The sequence below is a fragment of the Micromonospora sp. NPDC000668 genome (assembly GCF_042897975.1).
In the GTDB taxonomy this organism is placed as follows: Bacteria; Actinomycetota; Actinomycetes; order Mycobacteriales; family Micromonosporaceae; genus Micromonospora.
Window position 1 is genome coordinate 83,150 of sequence record NZ_JBIAYP010000006.1, and the last position, 21,278, is coordinate 104,427.

Consider the following 21,278-nt stretch of genomic DNA (forward strand, 5'->3'; position numbering starts at 1 on the left):
CGGGCGCGACGCGTACCGATCGTTAGCGGCGCCGGCCGCGCCGGGCGGGGGCCGCGGCCCGGGATGGCCGGCGGACCGGGGTGAGCGCCAGCGCCGACCAGTGCGCCGGCCGGGTGAGCGTCGCCGGCAGCGCGGTGCGCGCGTCACCCCGCGCCGCGTCCAGCTGGGCCTGGTGCAGGAAGAGAGTGGCCCGCAGGTCCGCGCCGCGTAGATCCGCCCCGCGCAGGTCGGCGCCGGTGACGTCGGCCAGCCCCAGGTCGACCCCGCGTAGGTCGGCGCCGATCAACAGCGCCCCGCGCAGGTTGGCCCGGCGCAGGTCGACCCCGCGCAGGTCCGCCCCGAGCAACTGGGCGCCCCGGCGGTCCGGGCCGGCCACGCCGCCTCGGGCGCGGGCCGCGTCGCCGGCCCGGGACAGCAGCGGGTTGACCCGCTTCCGGTGCGCCGCCACGTCCACGGCGCGCAACTGCGCCGGGTCGCCACCGGTGAGCGCCGCCGTCTCGGCGCGGGCGCGGTCCAACTCGGCGCGCAGCTCGGCCGGTGGGCGCAGCGCCAACGCCTCGGTGAGGTACCAGAGCAGCTCGTGCAGCGGACGAAGCACGGTGAACGCCGCAGCCATCGCCGGCAGCGTCTCGGGCGCGTCCCGCCAGTCCCGCCCACCGAAGGTCACCTGGGCGACCTGCTGGCCGGCGCCGAAGCAGTCGAAGACCGTGCAGCCCGGGAACCCTCGATCCCGCAGCTCGGTGTGGATGCCGCAGCGGTGGTCCGGGCGCAGGTTCGGGCAGGCCTGCCCGGCCGGCTTGTCGATGGCGAAATCCGCCGACACGGCGAAGGCGGGCACCACGCAGCACAACCCGAAGCAGCGCTCACAGTCGGCGCTCAGCTGCGCCGGCCCGGGCGGGGGAGCGGGGCTGTGCGACACGCGGACGGTCCTCCTGGCGATCGGCACGGCGGTGAGCCGTGGCCACCATTGTCCCGCGTACCCCCGCGACCGACAGGGTCGGGGGTCACCGTCCGTGTGGGTCGCCGGCCGCAGTCGAGCGGGGTGCCGGGGTACGGGGGCCGCCGCCCGACGGCTGCGACACCAGCCGGCGTACCGCCCGCTCCCCGTCGCCGGGCCCGTACTTCTGGTCGAAGGTCCGGGCCACGGTGGCCGCCGGCGTACGGTCTCCGTCGGCCAGCTCGGCCAGCGCGAACACCGTCGGCGCGGCCCCGGGTGCCCGGGGTGGCAGCACGGCCCGCACGGTCAGCGGCCGGGTCAGGCGGAACGCGCGGCAGTCGATGTAGTGCTGGCCGTCGACCGTCACGTAGGGCACCTGCACCTCGACCACGTCGGAGTCGTCGTGGCGCAGCGTGACGGTCACCGACCAGTACTGTTCCAGGTTCACGGTCGCCTGCTCGTGCTCCCACAGCTCCTCGAACCGGGCGTGCACGAACCCACCCCACGGGCTGTCCATGTCCACCTCAAGTTGGGGCACGTTGAACGACAGCTTCCCGATCGGGAAGAACGAGATCAGCGCCCGGCCGTCCCACTGGTAGAGCTGGATCGACGGGGAGGCGTCGTAGAGCCGGACCTGCAACCGGTGTCGCAGCCGGGGGTCGAGGGCGTCGGAGAAGGCGGCCAGGTGGCGCAGGTTGGTGCGAATCTGCCGCGGCACGTTCACCCGCTGCCGTTCCAGCTCCTCAGAGCGCTGCTGGGCGGCGGTGCAGTCCGGGTCGAGCAGGAGCAACTGCACCTGCGAGCCGTTGGTGAGTGCCGCGCGTACCGCTGCCAGTGTCTCCTCGCGATGCCGCTGCTCCAGCAGGATCGTCCAGGTGTCGAGGATCCGCACCCGGCGGCCGGCGCGCTGCAGCCGGGTCACGAACGCCTGCTGGTCGAAGCTCAGGTGCTCCTGCACCCGCGCCTTGCGGGCCTCCTCGAACAGTGGGTCGAAGATGACGTACGAGATGGCCGCGAGCACCACGCTGGCGCCGAGGTTGAGCAACAGGTCGCTGAGGAAGCCGGTGCTGCGCCAGGCAGCCAGGAGCATCAGGGCGGCGACCCCGAGCAGCGTCCCACCGACGCCGAAGGCGCGTCGTTGCCGGCCGCCCCGACCAGCCCACTCGGGCATCCGGTCCCCCTCCGTCGTCGGCCGGCCCCACGTGGCCGCCCGCTGATCACCGGAATGCGGAGGATACGTGCCCGCTTTGCCGGGCGCTGTCCCGTTCGCGACCGCCGGTTTCATCCACGGAGCAGGTCCGCCGTGAACTGCAGCGCTCAGACCGACCGCCAGTCGTCGGTGGTCAACGCGGCGGCCTGCGGGCCCATCAGCAGCATGCCGCCGTCGACCGGCCAGGACGCCCCGGTGACGTAGCTGGCGGCGGGGGAGGCGAGCAGCGCCACCACGGCGGCGACCTCCCGGGCGTCGCCCGGCCGTCCCACCGGTACGCCGGGCCGCTCCTGGGTGTACGGGTCGACGTCCTCCTGACCGGTCATCGGCGTGGCGATCTCGCCGGGGGCGACCGCGTTGACGGTGATGCCGTCGGCGGCCAACTCCTGCGCCATCACTCTGGTGAGCAGCCCCAGCCCGCCCTTCGCCGCGCAGTACGCGGCCGAGCCGACCCGGGGCGCGTGCTCGTGCACGCTGGTGATGTTGATGATCCGCCCGCCGGCACCGGCGGCCCGCATCCGCCGCGCGGCTCGCTGCGCGCACAGGAACGGCGCGTCCAGGTCGACGGCCAGCACCTCCCGCCACTGCTCCCACCCGGTGTCGACGAACGGCGTCGAGGCGCCGGTGCCGGCGTTGTTGACCAGCACCCCGATGCCACCGAGCCGGTCGGCCAACTCGTCCACCACCGCCGCGGCCTCCGGCAGCCGGGTCAGGTCCACCTCGCTGACCTCGCAGCGCCGCCCGGTGGCGCGGACCTCGGTGGCGGTGCGATCGGCGCCGTCGGGGTCGCCGTACCAGGTGATGCCGATCTCGAAGCCGGCCTCGGCCAGGGCGACCGCGCAGGCCTTGCCGATGCCGGAGTCCGCACCGGTGACGACGGCGGCCCTCGGGTAGTTCTGGTATCGCTGGGGCATCCTCCCGCACTACCCCGACCGGACCGGCCCAACCGGGTGTACGAGTGGACCCGGTGGGTAGCCGCCGGGCATGGAACTGGTCCAGGAGTCGCCGTACCGGTTCCGGATCGACCGGGCGGCACCGATGCGGGTGCCCGGGGTGGTCTTCGCCGTGCCGGAGCTGCTGCCCGAGGTCGGCACGGACCGCGCGCTGGACCAGGTGGCGAACGTGGCCACGCTGCCCGGCATCGTCGACGCGTCGTACGCCATGCCCGACGTGCACTGGGGTTACGGCTTCCCGATCGGTGGCGTCGCCGCCACCGACGTCGCCGACGGCGGGGTGGTCTCGCCCGGCGGGGTGGGCTTCGACATCTCCTGCGGGGTACGACTGCTCACCGCCGAGCTGGACCGGGCGGAGCTTTCCCGGGTGCTCGACCCGCTGATGGACGGTCTGGACCCGGCGGTCCCGCGCGGCATGGGTCGGGGCGCGGTCTGGCAGCTCGCCGATCGGGCCGAGCTGGACACGGTGCTGCGCGGCGGCTCCCGGTACGCGGTCGAGCAGGGGCACGGGGTGCCCCGGGACCTGGCCCGCTGCGAGGACGGCGGTGTGGTGTCCGACGCAGATCCGGAGCAGGTCAGCGACCGGGCCGTGCAGCGTGGGCAGGGCCAGGTGGGCAGCCTCGGCTCCGGCAACCACTTCCTGGAGGTGCAGGTCGTCGAGGAGGTGTACGACGAGCCGGTCGCGGCGGCGTTCGGGCTGCGGCTCGGGCAGGTCTGCGTGATGATCCACTCTGGATCCCGGGGGCTGGGCCACCAGATCTGCACCGACCATGTGCGGATCATGGAACGGGTGATGCCCCGGCACGGCATCGAGGTGCCGGACCGGCAGTTGGCCTGCGCGCCGGTCGAATCGCCGGAGGGGCGGGCCTACCTGGGTGCGATGGCCGCTGCGGCGAACTACGCCCGGGCCAACCGGCAGCTCCTCGCCGAGGCGGCCCGCCGGGTCTTCGCCCGGGTCGCCGGGACCGGCCTGGATCTGGTCTACGACGTGTCGCACAACCTCGCCAAGATCGAGGAACACGAGCGGGACGGCGGTACCCGGCGGCTCTGCGTGCACCGCAAGGGCGCGACCCGCGCGCTGCCGCCCGGGCACCCGGATCTCCCGGGCGACCTGCGCGACGCCGGGCAGCCGGTGCTCATCCCCGGCTCGATGGGCACCTCGTCGTACGTGCTGACCGGCGTCGCCGGCAATCCGGCCTTCGCGTCCACCTGTCACGGCGCCGGCCGTGTCCGCAGCCGGGGGGAGGCCACCCGGGCCGCCCGGGGGCAGGACGTGCGGCGTGACCTGGAGGGGCGGGGCGTGGCCGTACGCGGCGCGTCCAGGAAGGGGTTGGCCGAGGAGATGCCGGAGGCGTACAAGGACGTCTCGGCGGTGGTCGAGGCTTCCCGGGGGGCCGGGTTGTGCCGGCTGGTCGCCCGGCTCACGCCGCTCGGCGTGGTCAAGGGCTGACCGCGCGGGGCGGGACCCGGGACCGCCGATCGTCGGCGCTCAGACGTCCAGGGTCACCGCGCAGGCCCAGCCAGCGGCGTCCGGGCCGACACTCAGCGCGTGCAGCGACACCGCCTTCGGCACCGCGCCGACCAGCTCCACCGCGTCGGTGCCGGTCGAGTGCCAGCGCACCCCCAGGCCGCCGTCCTCGGCTGGTCGCACGTCGCAGTCCAGCGGCAGGGTGCCCTCGGTGTCCAGCCGGAAGATCACCTCGTCCAGGAGGCCGACCAGCAGGTCCTCGTCGTCGCCGGGCGGCAGCCGGAACTCGGTGTCGGTCTGCGGCCGGGCGCCGGCGGTGTCGGCGAACGTCTCGACCAGCGCGGTGACGGCTTCGGCCAGGCACCCCTCGCGGTCCGGCGCCCACGCCTCGATCCGCACGTCGGCGGTGTGCGGCACGCTCCGGTGCCCCCGTTGCGTCGAGCGCTGCATGCCCCGATCATGCCCGCCCGCGGCGCGGCACCCGACCCGCCGCCTGAATTCGCCTCGGGGACAACCCGGACCGGTCCCGGAAAGAGGCCCGTCCGGCTGGCCGTCGGGTCCATAAGAAGAGAGGCTACATGTAGCCAACCTTCTGGAGGTGGATCCGTGTCAACCCGACGACGACCCCTGGTCCGGGTGCTCATCGGCGTGCTCGCCGGCGTGCTGGTGCTCTGCGGCGGCGGCGTCGCCGTGGTCACCTGGACGCTGGTCCGCACCACCGACACCGTCGGCGAGGTGGACTTCGTCCGCCCGCTGGCCGTACCCCCGCTGGCGCAGTCCCGGCTCGACGACCAGGGGCGGCGGGTCTTCGACCTGCTCGCCCGCGACGGCCGGCGGGACTTCCGTGGCGATGGGCGGCTGACCCGCACCGCCGGCTTCGACGGCGACTTCCTCGGCCCGACACTGCGCGCCAAGCGTGGGGAGCAGGTGCGGGTGAACGTGGTCAACAAGCTGGGCGAGGAGACCAACGTGCACTGGCACGGCATGCATCTGCCGGCCCGGATGGACGGTGGCCCGCACCAACTGGTCCGCCCCGGCGCCACCTGGTCGCCGACCTGGCGGGTGGACCAGCCGGCGGCCACCCTCTGGTACCACCCGCACCCGCACGGCGCCACCGAGGAGCAGGTCTACCGGGGCCTGGCCGGCATGTTCATCCTCGACGACGACCGGGAGGCGGCGCTGCCACTGCCCCGCAGCTACGGGGTCGACGACGTGCCGGTGATCGTGCAGGACCGCAGCTTCTCCCGCAGCGGTCAGTTCACCAAGAGCCGCAACGCAATCGCCAGCATCGGCGCGCTCGGCGACACCGTGCTGGTCAACGGCACCGTCGGCCCCTACCTGGACGTGCGCACCGAGCGGGTCCGGCTGCGACTGCTCAACGCCTCCACCGCGCGTACCTACGACTTCGGGCTCTCCGACGACCGGTCGTTCGCGCTGATCGGCACCGACGGCGGGTTGCTGGCCCGGACCGCCCGGCTCACCCGGGTGCGGCTCTCCCCGGGGGAGCGGGCCGAGATCGTGGTGGACGTCCGACCGGGGGAGCGGGTGACGCTGCGCAGCACCCCGCCCGATCTGGGCATCGGCGGGCTGGCCCGGCGCTCGGCGGGTGGAGCCGACCGGTTCGACGTGCTGCAACTGCGCGCGGCCGGCACCCTGACCCCGTCACCGCCGGTGCCGGACACGCTGGTGCCGGTGGACCGGTTGAACCCCGCCGCCGCAGCCACCACCCGGCGGCTGGAGTTCCAGGGGCGGGACATCAACGGCCGGTCGATGCGGATGGACCGGATCGACTTCGCCGCCACCCGGGACACCACCGAGGTCTGGGAGGTGGTCAACTCCGACGGCACCCCGCACAACTTCCACGTCCACGACGTGCAGTTCCAACTGCTCTCGGTGGACGGCGCCGCGCCACCGCCCGAAATGGGCGGCTGGAAGGACACCATCTACCTGCCACCGCACCAGCCGATGCGGATCGTGCTGCGGTTCACCGACCACAGTGACCCGAACCTGCCCTACATGTTCCACTGCCACCTGCTCTGGCACGAGGACAGCGGGATGATGGGCCAGTTCGTGGTGGTCGACCCGGGCCAGGCGCCGGGCCGCCCGCCGGCACATGGCGGCCACGGGGAGCATGACTGACCGGCGTACGGTCGCCGGATGCGGATCACCCGATTCACCCACTCCTGCGTCCGCGTCGAGCATGACGGCGGGGTGCTGGTCGTCGACCCGGGCACGTGGAGCGAGCCGCGTGCCCTGGTCGGCGCGGACGCGGTGCTGGTCACCCACGAGCACACCGACCATGTGGACGTCCTGCGGCTGGCCGGCCTGGGCGTCCCGGTGTACGCCCCCGAGGGCGCCCGGCTGCCCGACCTCGCCCCGCTGCCGGTGACCCGGGTCGCCCCCGGGCAGCGCTTCACCGCGGCCGGCATCGCGGTCAGCGCGCACGGCGGCCGGCACGCCGCCATCCACGAGGGCCAGCCCGACTGTCCCAACCTCGGCTACCTGATCGGCGACGGGCTCTACCACCCGGGAGACGCGCTGCACGTGCCGGACGAGCCGGTGCACACCCTGCTGGTCCCGGCCCAGGGGTCCTGGCTGCGCCTCGACGAGGCGATCCGGTTCGCCCGCGAGGTGGGCGCCGATCGGGCGTACCCGATCCACGACGCGCAGATCAACGAGCGTGGCCTGGCCAGCGTCGCCGGCTGGTTCGGCGAGACGATCCCCGGCTACCGCCACCTCGTCCCGGGCGACACCGCCTGACCGGCCGTGCCACCGGCCGCCGGAACGTCGAAACGGGGTGCGGCGGCGGTGAGCACGGCGGCCCGCGTCGGTGCCGACCATCCCTCGGTCAGCTCCGCCACCAGCGCGGCGACCAGCCGGGTCACGTCCGCCTCGGCGTCGGAGTGCAGCGCCTCGGCGACGATCAGCACCGACGAGGTGCCCGCCCGCACGGCCGACCAGCCGCTCTGCCGGTTCGTCCAGCGCCGGGCGTGGGCCCGACCGGCGGCGTCCGCGAAGGTCACCTCGCCCGGGTCGGGGTGCTCGGTCTCGCCGGCGAAGCTCAGGTACTCCTCGTCGCCGTGGGCTGGCCGGACCACCAGGTCGCCGTCGACCCGGTCCAGGTCGAGCACCGCGACCGGGATCGCGTACGCGGCCGACACGGCGTTGCAAAGGTCCACCAGCGGGTGCAGCCGGGGCAGCTCGTCGTCCAGCCGGAGCCGACGCAGCAGCGCCTCCGCGGCGCACCGGTACCGGGTGGGTCGCAGCCCCATCGCGGCGTACGCCCGCCGCCACGCCTGGATCTCCGGGAACCCGCTCTCGGCGCCTCCGGCCAGTCGATCGCGAGCGACCGCGGTGTACGCGGCGGTCCGCTGCGCCACGTCCGCCGTGGGGGTGATGCCGGTGGCCAGGACCACGCCAGCCACCAGGTCCGGGTACGCCGCGCGGAGCTGCGCGGAATGCTGGAACTGCACGGGACTCCTATCGTTCGGTGAGAGCGAGCGTCACGCCGAGCGCGACGAACGTGCCGGCGACGGACCGGCGCAGCCAGTCGGTGACCCTCGGCCGGGTCAGCACCCGGTCGCGCAGCCGGGCCGCGAAAATGCCGTAGCCGCTGAACACCACGAAGGTCAGCAGCATGAACACCGCCCCGCACGCGAGCATCGACCGGGTCGAGCCCGGCGCGGTGGTGTCCACGAACTGCGGCAGGAACGCGACGAAGAACAGCGTCGGCTTCGGGTTGAGCAGGTTGACCAGCACCCCGGAGAGGATCACCCGGGCCGCCGAGCGGGGCGGCGTCGCGGTGGTCGCCGCGAAGGCGCTGCGGTCCCGCACGGTCGACCAGGCCAGGTAGAGCAGGTACCCGACGCCGAGGTACCTGACCACCTCGAACGCCGCCGCGCTCGTCTGCAGCAGCGCGGCGAGACCGGTCATCGCCGCCAGCAGGTGCGGCACCACGCCCAGCGTGCAGGCGAACGCGGCCAGCACGCCGGCCCGGGCGCCCCGGGACAGGCCGGCGGAGAGGGTGAAGAACACCCCGGTGCCCGGGGTGACCACCACGATCAGCGTGGTGACCAGGAACGGGATTGTCACGGTCGTCCTCCGGTGGGTTCGGCGGGGCTGCCTGATCACCACTCTGCTGCCAAGATGGTCCGGTGAGCAGGGCCAAACCAAGGGCATCCGAGAGGTCCATATCGGCCGGGTCGGATTTTCTGCACCTGACCATCGCCGACGCACCGCCCGGCGGGCGCGCCGACTGGCTGGCCGCCCGGCTGCGCCAGGCCATCGCCGACGGACGGGTGCCGGTCGGGGGCCGCCTGCCCGCCACCCGGTTGCTCGCCGCCGACCTCGGCGTCTCCCGGGGCGTGGTCACCGAGGCGTACCAGCGGCTGACCGAGGATGGGCACGTCACCGGTCGGGGCCGGGCCGGGACGGTGGTCGTCGCCGCGCCGCCCGCACCGGCCGCGCCGGCACCCGCCCCGGCCGCCGCGCCGGCTCCAGCCGCGCTCTTCCCGCCGGCTCCGGGCAGCGACATCTTCGACGCGGTACGCGCGGCGACCGCGACCATCGACCTGACGCCCGGCGTACCCGACCTGGCGGCCTTTCCCCGCGCGGACTGGCTGCGCGCCGAACGGACCGTGCTGCGCCACCTCGCGGCGGCCGATTTCGGCTACGGCGACCCGTGTGGCGCCCCCGCGCTGCGCCAGGCCGTCGCCGCCTGGCTGGCCCGCAGCCGGGGCATCGCCGTCGACCCCGTCGAGGTGATCATCGTGGCCGGGGTGTCCCAGGCGCTCGGGCTGCTCGCCCAGGCGCTCGGCTCGGCCGGCATCGACCGGATCGCGGTCGAGGACCCCGGCTCACTCGGCGTACGGCAGCACCTCAACAACTGGCGGGTGGACACCCCGCCCATCGCGGTGGACGACGCCGGGCTGCGGGTCGACGAGCTGGCCGCCAGCGGCGTGCCCGCGGTGATGCTCACCCCCGCGCACCAGTTCCCGACCGGCGTGGTGCTCGACGGCGACCGCCGCCGCCAGCTCGTCGACTGGGCACGGACCGGCGGCCTGATCATCGAGGACGACTACGACGCCGAGCACCGCTACGACCGGCCGCCGGTGCCGGCGCTGCGCGGCCTGCTGCCCGAGCAGGTCTGCTACGCCGGCAGCGTGTCCAAGCTGCTCGCCCCGGCGCTGCGGGTCGGCTGGCTGCTCGTGCCGACCCGCCACCGGGAGGCGGTGGTGGCCGCCAAGCGCAACGCCGACCTGGGCAACGCGGTGCTGCCGCAGCTGGTGCTGGCGGAGCTGATGACCTCCGGCGCGCTGGAGCGGCACTTGCGGCTGCTACGCCGCCGGCACATCCACCGCCGGGACGCGATGATCGCCGCGCTGGCCCGGCACCTGCCGACCGCCACGGTGCACGGCGCGGCGGCCGGGCTGCACCTGATGATCACCTTGGACGACGCCGTGGTGGACACGGAGCTGGCGGCGGCCGTGCTGGCGCGCGGGGTGAAGGTGCAACCACTGTCCTGGCACTGCCAGCGGCCGTACCGGCCGGGGCTGGTGCTCGGCTACGCGGCCCGTACGGCGACCGAGATCGAGGACGGCGTCGCGACGATCGCTTCCGTCCTCCGCCGCGGCCGGTGACCTATCGTGAGCGGGGAGTGCCGGTCGGCGTCCCGGCCGGGTGGCGTAGGCAGGGCACCGTGCTGCGCGCTTCAAGATCCGTCGGCATCGGGAGTAGGGCATGGGCCTCATCCACATCGAGCTGTTCGCAACCCTCGACCTCGTCGGGCAGTCGCCCGGCGGCCCCGAGGAGGACCCGGTGGGGTTCCCGTTCGGCGGCTGGCAGGCGCCTCTACTGGACGAGGTCGCCGGGGCCCAGGTCGGTGCCGCGTACGAGGGCACGGACGCCCTTCTGCTCGGCCGGCGGACGTACGACATCTTCGCCGCCTACTGGCCGCACCAGGAGGGCGGCGAGGACAACGAGATCGCCGCGCTCTTCAACAGCGTCCCGAAGTACGTGGCCTCCCGCGGCAGGCCCGACCTCTCGTGGGCCGGGTCCACCCAGCTCGGCCCGGATCTGGCTGGCGCGGTGCGCGAGATCCGTGACCGGCACGAGCACGTGAAGGTCGTCGGGAGCCTGAACCTGGTGCAGACCCTCCTGCGCGAGAAGCTCTTCGACCGTCTCGACCTCTGGGTGCACCCGATCGTGCTCGGCGTCGGGAAGAAGGTGTTCGACGGTGGCGCGGTGCCCACGAACGTCACACTCCTCGAACCGCCGGTAGCCAGTCCGACGGGCACCGTGTACCTGCGTTACGGACTCGCCGATGGCACGCCCAGGACGGGGGACATGAGCGCACCCGATCGCGGTGCCGGGCGCGACGGCTGAAGCCGCCGCGCCAGGTGGGTCCGTGTGGTCGGCGGTGCATCCGCCAGGTCGGCATTCGGCTGGGCCGCCGGGCTGACCGGGCGGATCCGCCCGGTCAGCCCAGGAACAGGCGGACCAGGACCAGCACGGCGAGCAGCGCCGGCCCCCGCGAGCCCTGGCGGAGCAGGTCGACCGGGATCATCCCGAACGGCGTGTTCACCGTCGCCCCGCCGTAGTCGATCGGTGGTCGGGTGCCGGCCCGCCAGGCGGCGGCCACCACCCCGAGCGCCAGCGCCGGCCCCAGCCAGGGAGGCCCACCGTCGACGGTCGGCATGGTCAGCAGCCACCACAGCCCCGTGCCGATCGCAGGCACGATCACGTGGATCCCGCGCAGCGCGGCGTCACTGCCGCCGAGCGCCCGACGCAACCCGGGGGACCGGCTGATCGACCGGAGGCCGCCGGTCAGCCGGTCGGCGGCGAAGTAGCCGAACACCACCTGCGCGGCACCGGCCAGGCCGGGCAGGGCGAGCGCGGCGGCGTACTGGACGAGGATCAGCGCCGTCCAGATCAGCAGGGCGCTGGGGTGGCGGCGGAGCCGGCGCACGTCGGCCTGGAGCAGCGCCCACCAGCCGGGGCCGGGCAGGAATCGGCGACTCCGGACCCGGCCGATCTGGCGCCAGCGCCGGCTCTCCACCAGGCCGGCGAGCATGCTCGGGTCGAGCAGGATGGTGGCCGTCGCCGCGGCGTTGGCGAACTGCGCGCCGGTGGTCAGCGTGGCCCGGTCCACCCGGGGCAGCGCGCGTACCGCGAGGACGGTGGCGGCGACCGCGAGGGGCACCCCGACGACGACCAGCGCGGCGGTCGGCGACGCCGTCGGCCGGGGCAGCCCGTCGCCGAGACGACCGGCGAGGACCACCAGAGCCGTGACGGCGGCGGCCGCCAGCAGCGGCACCACCCCGGCGAGGGTCGGCCACCGCCGGCCCGGTCGGCCGCCCTGGGCGGCCACGCTGAACGCCAGCGCTGTCGCCCCCCACCCCGCACCGGCCGCCGCCGCCCAGCCCAGGACGGCCAGGTCGGTGACGCCGCCGAGCGCCGCCACGGCCACCCCGATCAGCGCGGTGCCGGCCGTCGCGCCCGTCAGCAGGATGACCAGGCGCGGCGCCAGCCAGGCCCGCCGGTCGACCGGCGCGCTGGTCACCCAGCTCTGCGTCGCCGGGGTGACCAGCAGCGGGCCGAGCGCGCGCAGGCCGCGCCAGGCGAGCCCGGCAGCGGCCAGCAGCGCGGCGACCGCCAGCCACCAGCGCACCCCCGGGTCGGCCCGCCCCACCGTGGGCGAATCCAGCATGTCGCGGCTGGCGCTGATCGCGAACCAGCCGTACATGCCCACGAAGAGGACCATGACGTACGCGTCGCCCAGCACGTCGCCGAGGGAGTGGTCGTGGTGCCGGCGGCGGGCCCGGCGCAGGTGCGAGCGCACCTGCCGGGCGGTGGGCACCCCGGCCGGCGCGTCGGCGACCGTGGCCGGCGGGGCCGTCACCGCCCGATCTCGATCCGCTCGTCGACGACCGCGTCGATCAGCTCCGGATCGTGCGAGGCCAGCAGCACGGCGGTGCCCGCCTCCCGCTCCCGGCGCAACCGGTCGGCCAGCCACTGCCGGCCGCGCACGTCCAGCCGCTGCTCCGGCTCGTCGAGGATCAGCACCCGACGGGGCCGCACGAAGCAGGACGCCAGCGCCAGCCGGCGGCGCTGCCCACTGGACAGGGTCACCGGCAGTTGGTCGCGGGCCGGCTCCAAACCCAGCTCGGCCAGGACCTCGTCGACCGGGTCGGCGTTACCCCCGTGGGCGTACGCGACCAGCTCCAGGTGCTCGACCACGGACAGGTCGGGAAAGAAGTCGATGTCGTCCAGGGCGGCCGCCACCAGCGCCCGCACCTGGGGATCGGTCTCGTCGGCCCGGCGACCCTGCACCAGCACCTCGCCCGCGTCCGGCCGGTCGGCGCCGACCACGCAGCGCAGCAGGGTGGTCTTGCCGCTGCCGTTGGGGCCCAGCACCACCGCGATCCGGCCGGCCTGGAGCGTGAAACTCACGTCGTCGAGCACGACCAGGTTGCCGAAGTTGCGGCTGAGTCCCCGCACCGAGAGCGTATCCACGATCACACACTCTCGCAGACCCGTTCAACCGCCCAACGCGAGCGATCGACATCACGCCGACCAGGTGGTCACGGGTCAGCCGGCGACAGGTCCGTGCCGTCCTCCAGCCGGCTGTCGGCGGCGGCCAGCCCTTCGGCGTCGTCGACCTCCTCGGCCACCGCCGCCGCGTCCGCCCAGTGCTGCCGCGCCTCGGCCCGGTCGCCCAGCTCGGCGGCGGCGTCTCCCAGGTACAGCAGGGTCCGGGCCAGCCCCAGGGTGGGCCGGCTCTCCTCGCGTAGCCGCCGGCCCTCGGCCAGCAGCTCGTACGCCGCCCGGGCCTGCCCGGGCGCGGCGGTCAGCAGCGTCGCCCCGGCGTTGAGCAGCGCCGCCGCCCGGCTGGTCGGGTCGCTGACCGACTCGTACTCGCGCAGCGCGGCGCGCCACGCCTGCGCGGCGTCCAGGTGCTCGCCAAGGGCGGCGTGCACCAGCACCAGGTTGGTCAGCGCCGCGGCGTAGCCGCGAGCGTCACCCACCGACCGGAAGGTGTTCGCCGCGCGCACGAGGTGGTGGTGCGCGCTGTCCAGGTCCCCCCGGGCCAGCTGCGCCGCGCCGAGGCCCAGGTCGGTGAGCGCGAGCCCGGCCCGGTCCGCTCCCGAGCGGTGCCGGCGGGACAGTTCCAGGTGTTCCACAGCGTCGTCGAGCTGCCCCAGGTCGAGCAGCGCCAGGCCGAGGTTCATCCGGGCCTGGGCGGTGCCCCGCCGGCCCCGCTCGGCCACCGCGAGGGTGAGCGCCGCGGCGGCGCCCTGCGGGTCGTGTCGGCGTCGGCGCAGCACCCCCAGCTCGTTGTGCGCCCACCCAGCGATCTCCGGTCGGTCGTCAGCGGTCGGGGTGGCCAGCACGGTGCGGCACACCTGCTCCCACTCGTCTAGCCGCTCGACGTGCGCCAGCCACCCGCACAGCGCCACGGCCAGCCGGAACCACCACCGGCGTACCCGGCGGGGCAGCGTCTCGGCGGCGCCGGCCGGCACCCGGACCACCGCCAGCAGCAGCTCCTGATGCAGGTCGAACCAGCCGTACGGGTCGTCGTCCAGCGGCAGTGACCACTCCCGGTCCGGTGGGGAGCCCAGCACGGCCAGGTTGGCCGCGTGCCGCTCGGCCCGGCGCGCCAGGTGCCGGGTCAGCCGGGCCTGCGCGGCGACCCGAGCCCCGGCCGGATCGGCGTCCCGCAGGTGCAGCCGGGCGTTGCCGGCGAGCAGCGGGCGGATCTCGTACCGGTCGCCGGGAGCGCCGACCACGAACGCCGCGGCGGCCAGCTGGTCGAGCAGCGCGGTCACCCGCTCCGGGTGTCGACCGGCCAACGCGGCGATGGCCGGCCGGTCCACCGGCGCGGGTGCCAGCGACATCAGCCGGTACAGGCGACGTGCCTCGCGGGTCAACGCCCGGTACGCGGTGTCCCGCTCGGTGACCAGCCGGGCCGCCGGCGAGATGCTGACCCGCTGGTGCGGAGGCGTCTGCACCGCGCGGCGCAGCACGTCCAGCACGTCGGCGTGCCGCCAGCCGTGCTGCGCGGTGCGGTAGCCGAGCGCCCGGACCGTGCGCGGCTGCTGCCCGCACAGCTCGACGATCTCGCGGACCGCCGGGTCGGTACGCGGGTCGGCGCGGCGGGCCCGGGCGGCCGGTGCCGCCCCACCGGCGGCGGCGAACAGCTCCACCGCCTCGGCCGGGCCCGGCTCGGCGATCCAGTGGGCGACCACGCCCTCCAGCCCGCTCAGCGCCGGGCCGCCGGCGAGCAGCAGCCGGCAGGTCCGCGAGGTGGGCGGCAGCAGCGGTCGGACCTGCTCGGGACGGTCGACGTTGTCCAGCACGAGCAGGATCTTGCGGTCGTCGAGCTGGCGGCGCAGCGCGTCGGCGGCGAGCGTGAGGGCGTCCGGCCGGCCCGACGTCGGCGGTGTGGTGCCCAGGACGCCGGCCAGCGCGGTGAGCACCTGCCGGGCGGAGCGGAGCCGACCGCCGCGGCGCAGGTCGAGGTAGTACTGCCCGTCCGGGAAGTCCGCCCGGCACAGGTTCGCCGCCTGCACGGCGCAGGCGGAGGCGCCCACCCCCCGCCGGCCCAGCACGGCCACCGCGTGCTCCCGGCTGAGCAGCCCGAGCACCGCCTCGACGTGCTCGGCGCGGCCGGTGAAGCCGGCCGGATAGGGCAGCGTCGACGCACCGGTGGCCGGTGCGTCGACGACGTCGGTGGGCTCCTGGCTCACCTCCCGACCGGCTCGGCGCCGGCGCATCTCGAACACCACGAAGCCGACCCCGCCGCTGACCACCAGCACGATGCTGGCCGGCCCGAGCACGCTGGCCGCCAGCTCGGAGAGCAGGTTGCTGGCCAGGTTGCCGAGCACCCCACTGACCAGCGTGCCGACCGCGATCAGCACCGGCCAGCGCGGCCCCCGGCCGGCGCCCGTGGGGCCGGTCACCGGACGCCCCCGGAGACCAGCCCGGCGACGAGCTTCCGCCGGGCGAGCACCACCAGCATCACCGGCAGCACCGAGGCGAGCACCGAGCTGGCGGCCAGCAACCCGCTGTTGCTCACGAAGCCGCGGGTCTGCCCGGCCAGGAAGAGCCCCAGCGGCGCCGCCTCCGGCCCGCTGAACAGCAGGCCCACCACCAGGTCGTTCCAGACCTGGACGAACTCCAGCACGGAGACCGCCACCATCGCGGGCAGGTTGTGCCGGGCGAGCCGGCGCAGGGTGCCCCACCAGCGCCGCCCACCCAGCCGGGCGCCGCGCACCTGCTCGGACGGCAGGTCGGCGAACGCGTTGCGCAGCACCAGCACCGCGAACGGCACGCCCAGCGCCACGTGCACCAGGGCCAGCCCGCGGGCGGTGCCGGAGGAGAGCACCAGGCCCAGCACCTCGTTGACCGGCCCGGCGATGACCTGGATCGGCACGACACTGGCCGCCAGCAGCAGCAGCCCGGTGGCCTGCGCGGCCGGCCCGGTCAGCCAGGCCAGCGGGTACGCGGCCAGCAGCGCGACCACCAGCACCGTGGCGGTCACCACGGTGGCCAGCAGCAGCGTGAAGGCCAGCGTCCGCCACAGCTCGGTGTTGGCGACCAGGTCACGGTAGGAGGCAACCCCCGGCGCGGCCGCCCACCAGCCGCGGGCCGCGGCGTCCACCCGCCCGTGCATCGAGGTGGCGACCAGCACCGCCAGCGGCACCAGCCAGGCCACCGCGGCACCCGCCGCCAGCAGCCGGAACACCCGCCGGGGCGGGGGCGCCCGGTCCGGTTCCGGCGGCGTCTCGGCGCGCGGCGGTGGCCACGCCTGCCGGACGAACAGCGCCGCCACGAGGATCCCGCCGACGACCGCCACCAGCCACACGACACCGAGTGCGGCGCCCTCGCCGGTGGTGGTGCCGCCCGAGGTCTGCCAGACCCGCAGTGCGAGCACGGCGGCCTCGTCGCGCACCGAGCCGGGGGTCATCACCAGGATCAGGTCGAAGGTGCGGCTGGTCCCCACCGCCACCAGCGCGAAGACCACCGCGACGGTACGCAGCAGCAGCGGTCGCCACTGCGCGTCCCACAGCACATGGCGTCGACCGCCGCCGTAGGCGCGGACCGCGTCGGCCAGGCTCGGCGGCACCGCGTCCAGCGCGGCCCGGAAGACCAGCACGGCCAGGCCGACCCAGGCCCAGACGAACGCCGACATCAGCGCCACCGTGACCAGGCCCGGCCCGAGCAACTGCGGGGCGTCCTCGGCGGACCGGCCGGTCACCCGCGCCGCGACCAGCGTGGCCAGGCCCCGGGTCGGGTCGGGGTCGTACATCAGGCGGAAGGTCACCCCGGTGACGACCAGCGGCAGCGCCACCGGCACCAGCAGGATCAGGCGGACCAGCCCGCCCTCCTGGGAGCGGCGGGACGCGGCGGCGAGCAGGTAGCCCAGCGCCGTCACGACCGCCGGCACCAGCACCGCCCAGAGCACCGTACGGCCGACCACCGCGCCGGTACCCGGCGCGGCGAGCGCGGTGCGGAAATGTGCCGCGCCGACCCAGTGACCGTTGGTGGTGACGCTGGCGTGCAGGGTTCGCAGCACCGGCCACACCACCAGCCCGCCGAGCAGCACCATGGCGGGCAGCAGCAGCGCTGAGGTCGCCCCGGCCGCCGGGTAGGCCCGGCCACGGCGGGGCGGCCCGACGTCGTCGAGCACCGCCAACTCGCCGAGTACCCGGACCTGGGTCATCGGCCGCCGCCCGCGCTGCGCGCCGCCGCGGCGAGTTGCCCGGTGGCCCGACGGACCGCCTCGGCGGCGGGCACGCCGTCGGTGACGTCGGCGAAGAAGTCCTGCATGATCCGCCAGATGCCCACCCCGTCGGAGCCGGTGAACGGGCCGGGCAGCTGGTCGGAGAGGTCGAAGCGCAGGGTGCCGGGGGCGCGCATCTCCTCGGCGAGCCTGCGGCGGACCGGGTCGGCGTAGTCGTCCAGGGGGATCCTCGTGTTGGGTGACAGGTAGCCGCCGGCGCGTAGCCAGGGCCGGAACGAGTCGGCCCGGGTGAGCCATTCGACCAGCTCCACCCCGCCCTGGCCGCCGGCGAACGCCACCGCCACGTCCCCGCCGACGATCAGTGGGCCGGTGCCGCTCGGCCGGGCGCTCGGGAACCGGATGGTCGCCGGCTCCTCCGAGCCGCGCCGGAACGTGCCGACCACCTCGGCGGTGAAGTCGGCCTCGAAGACCATCACCGCCCGGTGGGAGTGAACCACCTGGATCACCGACTCCTCGTACTGGGTGAGCAGGGCGCGGCGCCCGCCACCGGGAAACGCGCCATCGATGCTCCAGAGCTCGGCGAGCCGGTCCAGGGCGTCGCGCACCGGTCGGCCCTGCCAGTCGGCGTCCCGCCGGGTGAGGGCGTCGTAGCTGTTGGGTGCCAGGTCGGCCAGCACGTTCTCGAACCAGTCGGTGAGCACCCAACCGTCCGCCGCGCCGATCGCCAGTGGCGCCGGACCGGACCCGCGTCGGGCGATCGCGCCGAGCTGGCGGGTCAGCGCGACGAGCTCGTCCCAGGTGCGTGGCGGCGTGCGCAGCTCCGACGGCAGGTGCCAGATCAGCGACTTGTGCGCCGCCTTCACCCAGACGCCGTAGCGCTGCTCCTCGGTCACCAGCAGGTCGCTCAGCCCGGTGGGCACCGCGTACTCGGGCGACGCGCGCACCGGGCTCAGCCAGTCCCGCAGGGCGTACTCGGTGACCAGGCCGGGACGAGACAGGATCGCCACATCCGGGCTGGTGCCGGCGAGGTGCCGGGCGCGCAGGAACGCGTCGATGTCGTTGCCGGCGCTGACCACGTGCACCGGATCGGGGTAGCCCGCGACGACCTGGCGGAACCGGTCCAGCTCGCTGCCGCTCCACACCACCGCCACCTGCACCGACCGGGTGCCGCCGGTGCAGCCGGCCGCGGTCGCCGCGGCGCCGGCCGCGGCGGCGCGCAGCAGCGTACGCCGGGTGGCACGGCCGGCCGGCGTCACCGGAGCATCCCCTCGGGCTCGGTGACCAGCTCGTGCCGGCGTGGGATCTCGGCCAGGGTGGCCACATCGGCGGTGCACACCAGCACGGCCACCCCCGGTGCGTCCGGTGGGGACAGTCGGGGCAGCAGGTCACCGAGGCGGCTGCCGCCGGCCGGATCGGCCGGGAGGTCGATGACGAGCACCTCGGGCAGGCAGACCGCCGCCCGGGCCAGGGCCACCCGGAACCGCTGGGCGTCGGAGAGCAGGTGCGGCAGCAGGGCCAGCGTCGGCGCCAACTCGAGCCGGTCCACCACGATGGCCGTCCAGTCGTCGGCCACCTCGTGCACCCGTTCGCGCTTGCGTTGGCCGTACTCGATGTTGCGGCGCACGGTGAGCTGTGGCAGCAGCGCGCCGCCGGCGGGCACGTACCCGATCTGCCGGCGCGGCGGCGGCAGGGCGGTGACGTCCCGGTCGCCGACCATGATCCGCCCGGTGACCGGGGCGGCGAGCCCGGCCAGCACCCGGGCCACGGCCGTGCCGACCCGGGGTGGCGCCACCAGGGCGGCCGTCGTGCCGGCCGGGACGTCGAGAGTCACCGGCCCGGTGCCGGGGACGGCGACCAGTGCGCGTAGCCGTAGCGTGACCCTCACCTCCGGTGACCGCTGGTGACCCGTCCCAGGGTGGCACACCATGCCGAGAGTCGATGCCCCTCGGATCTTCCACTGTGGAGAAGATTGGCCGGGTGGGGCGTGCGGTCAGCGGACCGGCTTCTCGGCGGGGGCGTACAGGGCGGCCAGTCCGGCCGCCGTGGCGGCCAGCTGCTCGCGCAGCGCGACCGGGGTCAACACCTCCACGTCTGCGCCGAGGCGCAGCAGGTCACCGTGGGCGTGGGTGAGCGACTCGATCGGCAGCGCGGCGGTCACCCAGCCCTGCGCGTCGGGCGGCCCGGCGCTGGCGTCCACCGCGGCCACCACCGGGTCGCTGCCGATCTCGCGTAGTCGCGCCCGGCCGGCCGGGGAGAGCCGCACGGTGGCCTCGTCGCGGTGCAGCCGGGCGCGGAACTGCACCACGTGCGCCCGCCACCAGGCCGGCAGGTCGAAGTCGTCGGGCCGGTCGAACTCCTCCGCCAGCGGGGTCAGCGCGAGGATCTGGTTGACCCGGTACGTCGCCGGTGCGCCACGGCCGGGCCGGTCGGCCACCACGTACCACCGGCCGCCCTTGAGCACCAGGCCGTACGGCTCCAGCACCCGGGTCACCTCGCCGCTCCAGCTGCGGTAGCGCACCTCGATGCGGTGCTGCCGCCAGACCGCCTCGGCCGTGCGGGCCAGCTCGGGGGAGGCGTCGCCGTCGGCGTACCAGCCGGGCGTGTCCAGGTGGAAGCGTTGCTGGAGCTGGGTGGCCCGGTCGCGCAGCGGCGCCGGCAACGCGGCGTGCAGCTTGAGTTGCAGCGCGGCCACCACGTCGCCGTAGCCCAGCTCGTCGGCCGGCCCGGGCAGCCCGGCCAGGAAGAGCCGATCGGCCTCCTCGGCGGTCAGCCCGGTCAACCGGGTTCGCCAGCCGTCGACCAGCTGGTAGCCGCCGGCGTGCCCGGCTTCCCCGTACAGCGGGATGCCGGCGGCGTGCAGCGACTCCACGTCCCGGTAGATCGTGCGCGGGGAGACGGCCAGCCGCTCGGCGAGCTGCGCGGCGGTCAGCCGGCCGTGCGACTGGAGCAGCAGCAGGACGGAGAGAAGTCGACTGGCTCGCACTTCACTGACACTAGCTGTCAGGGGAGTCGTTCTACCGTCCCAGCATGGCATTTCGCGACAAGGAACTTCGAACGCCGGGACCGGTCATGGTGAACGGTCGGCAGTTCAAGCGGTACCACATCGACCAGCCGGAGCAGCCGATCGAGCCGGAGGTGGAGAAGGCTGCGTACGACCTGCTGCCCGCGCTGCTGGCCGACCTGGCGGACGACGGCACCCCGGCCGCCGGGTGGGTGGTGCTGCACCGGGGCGGGGACACCGGCGCGTACCTGCTGGCGTACACCTGGGTGTGGGACAACGCGGTGGAGATCCGCACCGCGGCGGCGGGGCAGCCGGCACTGGACTGCCCCGACCAGGATCCGGCACACTTCGTCGAACTGCGCCGCCCCGCGGTGGGCTGCGTCTGGGAGTTGGCGGTGCTGGAGCACGAGCGGGCCGCCTGGGTCCGGCACATGCTGGTGCCGGAGAGCCCCGATCTGACCGGTTATCTGCAGGACACGCGAGCGGAAGGGCCGGTGGGCCGCTGATGGGCGACTTCGACTTCTTTGTGGGCACCTGGAACGTGGTCAACCGACGGCTGCGCAAGCGGCTGGTCGGCTCCGACGAGTGGGAGGAGTTTCCGGGGTTGTCGGTCGCCCACGGCTTCTTCGGCGGCGGCGGCCACTTCGACGAGATCACCTTCCCGACCAAGGGCACGGCCGGCGCCACGATAAGGATCTTCGACCCGGCGCGCCAGGAATGGTCGATCTACTGGATGAACAGCGACCGCGGCGAGTTGGAGCAGCCGCCGATGGTGGGCCGCTTCGTCGACGGGGTCGGCCGCTTCTACGCCGACGACCAGCATGAGGGGCTTCCGGTCCGGTGCCGGTTCATCTGGTCGGAGATCACCGCGACCACCGCCCGCTGGGAGCAGGCGTTCTCCACCGACGGCGAGCGCACCTGGGAAACCAACTGGATCATGACGTTCGCCAAGTCGGCGGAGTAG

At 74.9% G+C, this 21,278-nt stretch carries 20 protein-coding genes; 7 read left to right on the forward strand and 13 right to left on the reverse strand.

Translation table 11 applies throughout. The features are described from left to right. Positions 1-22 precede the first annotated feature (22 nt). The 3 genes from ACFY29_RS27810 to ACFY29_RS27820 all read right to left on the reverse strand — a co-directional run bounded on the left by ACFY29_RS27810 (position 23) and on the right by ACFY29_RS27820 (position 3,061). The gene (locus ACFY29_RS27810; protein ID WP_386990961.1) at positions 23-919 is read right to left on the reverse strand and encodes a pentapeptide repeat-containing protein; all 897 of its coding nucleotides are present in this window, start codon (positions 917-919) and stop codon (positions 23-25) included. 85 nt (positions 920-1,004) lie between these two features. Beyond that, positions 1,005-2,108 (reverse strand): DUF5919 domain-containing protein, encoded by a 1,104-nt coding sequence (locus tag ACFY29_RS27815; RefSeq protein ID WP_386990963.1) that lies wholly within the window; start codon positions 2,106-2,108, stop codon positions 1,005-1,007. 146 nt (positions 2,109-2,254) lie between these two features. Beyond that, entirely contained in the window at positions 2,255-3,061 is an 807-nt protein-coding gene (locus ACFY29_RS27820) for an SDR family oxidoreductase (RefSeq protein WP_386990965.1), read from the reverse strand. 70 nt (positions 3,062-3,131) lie between these two features. Between ACFY29_RS27820 and ACFY29_RS27825 the strand changes: the two genes are divergently transcribed. After that, on the forward strand, positions 3,132-4,550 hold the full coding sequence (locus tag ACFY29_RS27825) for an RtcB family protein (protein ID WP_386990966.1): 1,419 nt from the start codon (positions 3,132-3,134) through the stop codon (positions 4,548-4,550). Positions 4,551-4,589: 39 nt separating this feature from the next. Here ACFY29_RS27825 and ACFY29_RS27830 read toward each other — a convergent pair whose 3' ends face one another. Further along, positions 4,590-5,018, reverse strand: a complete 429-nt coding sequence (locus ACFY29_RS27830) for an archease (RefSeq protein WP_328417274.1) — start codon at positions 5,016-5,018, stop codon at positions 4,590-4,592. A 156-nt stretch (positions 5,019-5,174) separates the two neighbouring features. Here ACFY29_RS27830 and ACFY29_RS27835 point away from each other — a divergent pair, with 156 nt between their 5' ends. Beyond that, the gene (locus tag ACFY29_RS27835) at positions 5,175-6,707 is read left to right on the forward strand and encodes a multicopper oxidase family protein (protein ID WP_386990968.1); all 1,533 of its coding nucleotides are present in this window, start codon (positions 5,175-5,177) and stop codon (positions 6,705-6,707) included. An 18-nt stretch (positions 6,708-6,725) separates the two neighbouring features. Next, positions 6,726-7,328 (forward strand): MBL fold metallo-hydrolase, encoded by a 603-nt coding sequence (locus ACFY29_RS27840; protein ID WP_386990970.1) that lies wholly within the window; start codon positions 6,726-6,728, stop codon positions 7,326-7,328. On the opposite strand, the gene ACFY29_RS27845 is transcribed toward ACFY29_RS27840, so the two are convergent. Beyond that, positions 7,295-8,041, reverse strand: a complete 747-nt coding sequence (locus ACFY29_RS27845) for a B3/4 domain-containing protein (RefSeq protein WP_386990972.1) — start codon at positions 8,039-8,041, stop codon at positions 7,295-7,297. The two genes, ACFY29_RS27840 and ACFY29_RS27845, sit on opposite strands and share 34 nt — an antisense overlap. 7 nt (positions 8,042-8,048) lie before the next feature. Next, positions 8,049-8,660 carry a LysE family translocator gene (locus ACFY29_RS27850; protein WP_355612458.1) on the reverse strand — a complete coding sequence of 204 codons (612 nt, stop codon included), beginning with the start codon at positions 8,658-8,660 and terminating at the stop codon, positions 8,049-8,051. 62 nt (positions 8,661-8,722) lie between these two features. Between ACFY29_RS27850 and ACFY29_RS27855 the strand changes: the two genes are divergently transcribed. Both ACFY29_RS27855 and ACFY29_RS27860 read left to right on the forward strand, forming a co-directional pair. Continuing rightward, entirely contained in the window at positions 8,723-10,207 is a 1,485-nt protein-coding gene (locus tag ACFY29_RS27855) for a PLP-dependent aminotransferase family protein (RefSeq protein ID WP_386990974.1), read from the forward strand. Between the two features lie 100 nt (positions 10,208-10,307). Continuing rightward, entirely contained in the window at positions 10,308-10,952 is a 645-nt protein-coding gene (locus ACFY29_RS27860) for a dihydrofolate reductase family protein (protein ID WP_386990976.1), read from the forward strand. Positions 10,953-11,046: 94 nt separating this feature from the next. Here the strand turns inward: ACFY29_RS27860 and ACFY29_RS27865 are convergent, their stop codons facing one another. The 7 genes from ACFY29_RS27865 to ACFY29_RS27895 all read right to left on the reverse strand — a co-directional run bounded on the left by ACFY29_RS27865 (position 11,047) and on the right by ACFY29_RS27895 (position 20,296). Then, a complete protein-coding gene (locus ACFY29_RS27865; protein WP_386990978.1) occupies positions 11,047-12,468 on the reverse strand; it encodes a DUF6297 family protein in 1,422 nt (473 codons plus the stop codon). Further along, positions 12,465-13,067, reverse strand: a complete 603-nt coding sequence (locus ACFY29_RS27870) for an ABC transporter ATP-binding protein (RefSeq protein ID WP_328417259.1) — start codon at positions 13,065-13,067, stop codon at positions 12,465-12,467. Before ACFY29_RS27870 ends, ACFY29_RS27865 begins: the two co-directional genes overlap by 4 nt. A gap of 83 nt (positions 13,068-13,150) precedes the next feature. Next, positions 13,151-15,529: a tetratricopeptide repeat protein gene (locus ACFY29_RS27875; RefSeq protein WP_386990980.1), complete on the reverse strand. Its 2,379-nt coding sequence runs from the start codon at positions 15,527-15,529 to the stop codon at positions 13,151-13,153. Then, complete coding sequence (locus ACFY29_RS27880) at positions 15,526-17,292, reverse strand: hypothetical protein (RefSeq protein ID WP_328417255.1); 1,767 nt, start codon at positions 17,290-17,292, stop codon at positions 15,526-15,528. The genes ACFY29_RS27875 and ACFY29_RS27880 overlap by 4 nt, the downstream gene beginning before the upstream one ends. Then, positions 17,289-18,569, reverse strand: a complete 1,281-nt coding sequence (locus ACFY29_RS27885; RefSeq protein ID WP_386990982.1) for a hypothetical protein — start codon at positions 18,567-18,569, stop codon at positions 17,289-17,291. The genes ACFY29_RS27880 and ACFY29_RS27885 overlap by 4 nt, the downstream gene beginning before the upstream one ends. Continuing rightward, entirely contained in the window at positions 18,566-19,198 is a 633-nt protein-coding gene (locus tag ACFY29_RS27890) for an ATP-binding cassette domain-containing protein (protein WP_386990984.1), read from the reverse strand. Before ACFY29_RS27890 ends, ACFY29_RS27885 begins: the two co-directional genes overlap by 4 nt. Positions 19,199-19,303: 105 nt before the next feature. After that, on the reverse strand, positions 19,304-20,296 hold the full coding sequence (locus ACFY29_RS27895) for a helix-turn-helix transcriptional regulator (RefSeq protein WP_386990986.1): 993 nt from the start codon (positions 20,294-20,296) through the stop codon (positions 19,304-19,306). Positions 20,297-20,340: 44 nt separating this feature from the next. On the opposite strand from ACFY29_RS27895, the gene ACFY29_RS27900 reads away from it, so the two are divergent. Both ACFY29_RS27900 and ACFY29_RS27905 read left to right on the forward strand, forming a co-directional pair. Next, a complete protein-coding gene (locus ACFY29_RS27900) occupies positions 20,341-20,820 on the forward strand; it encodes a hypothetical protein (RefSeq protein ID WP_386990988.1) in 480 nt (159 codons plus the stop codon). Then, entirely contained in the window at positions 20,820-21,278 is a 459-nt protein-coding gene (locus tag ACFY29_RS27905; RefSeq protein ID WP_328417245.1) for a hypothetical protein, read from the forward strand. The genes ACFY29_RS27900 and ACFY29_RS27905 overlap by 1 nt, the downstream gene beginning before the upstream one ends.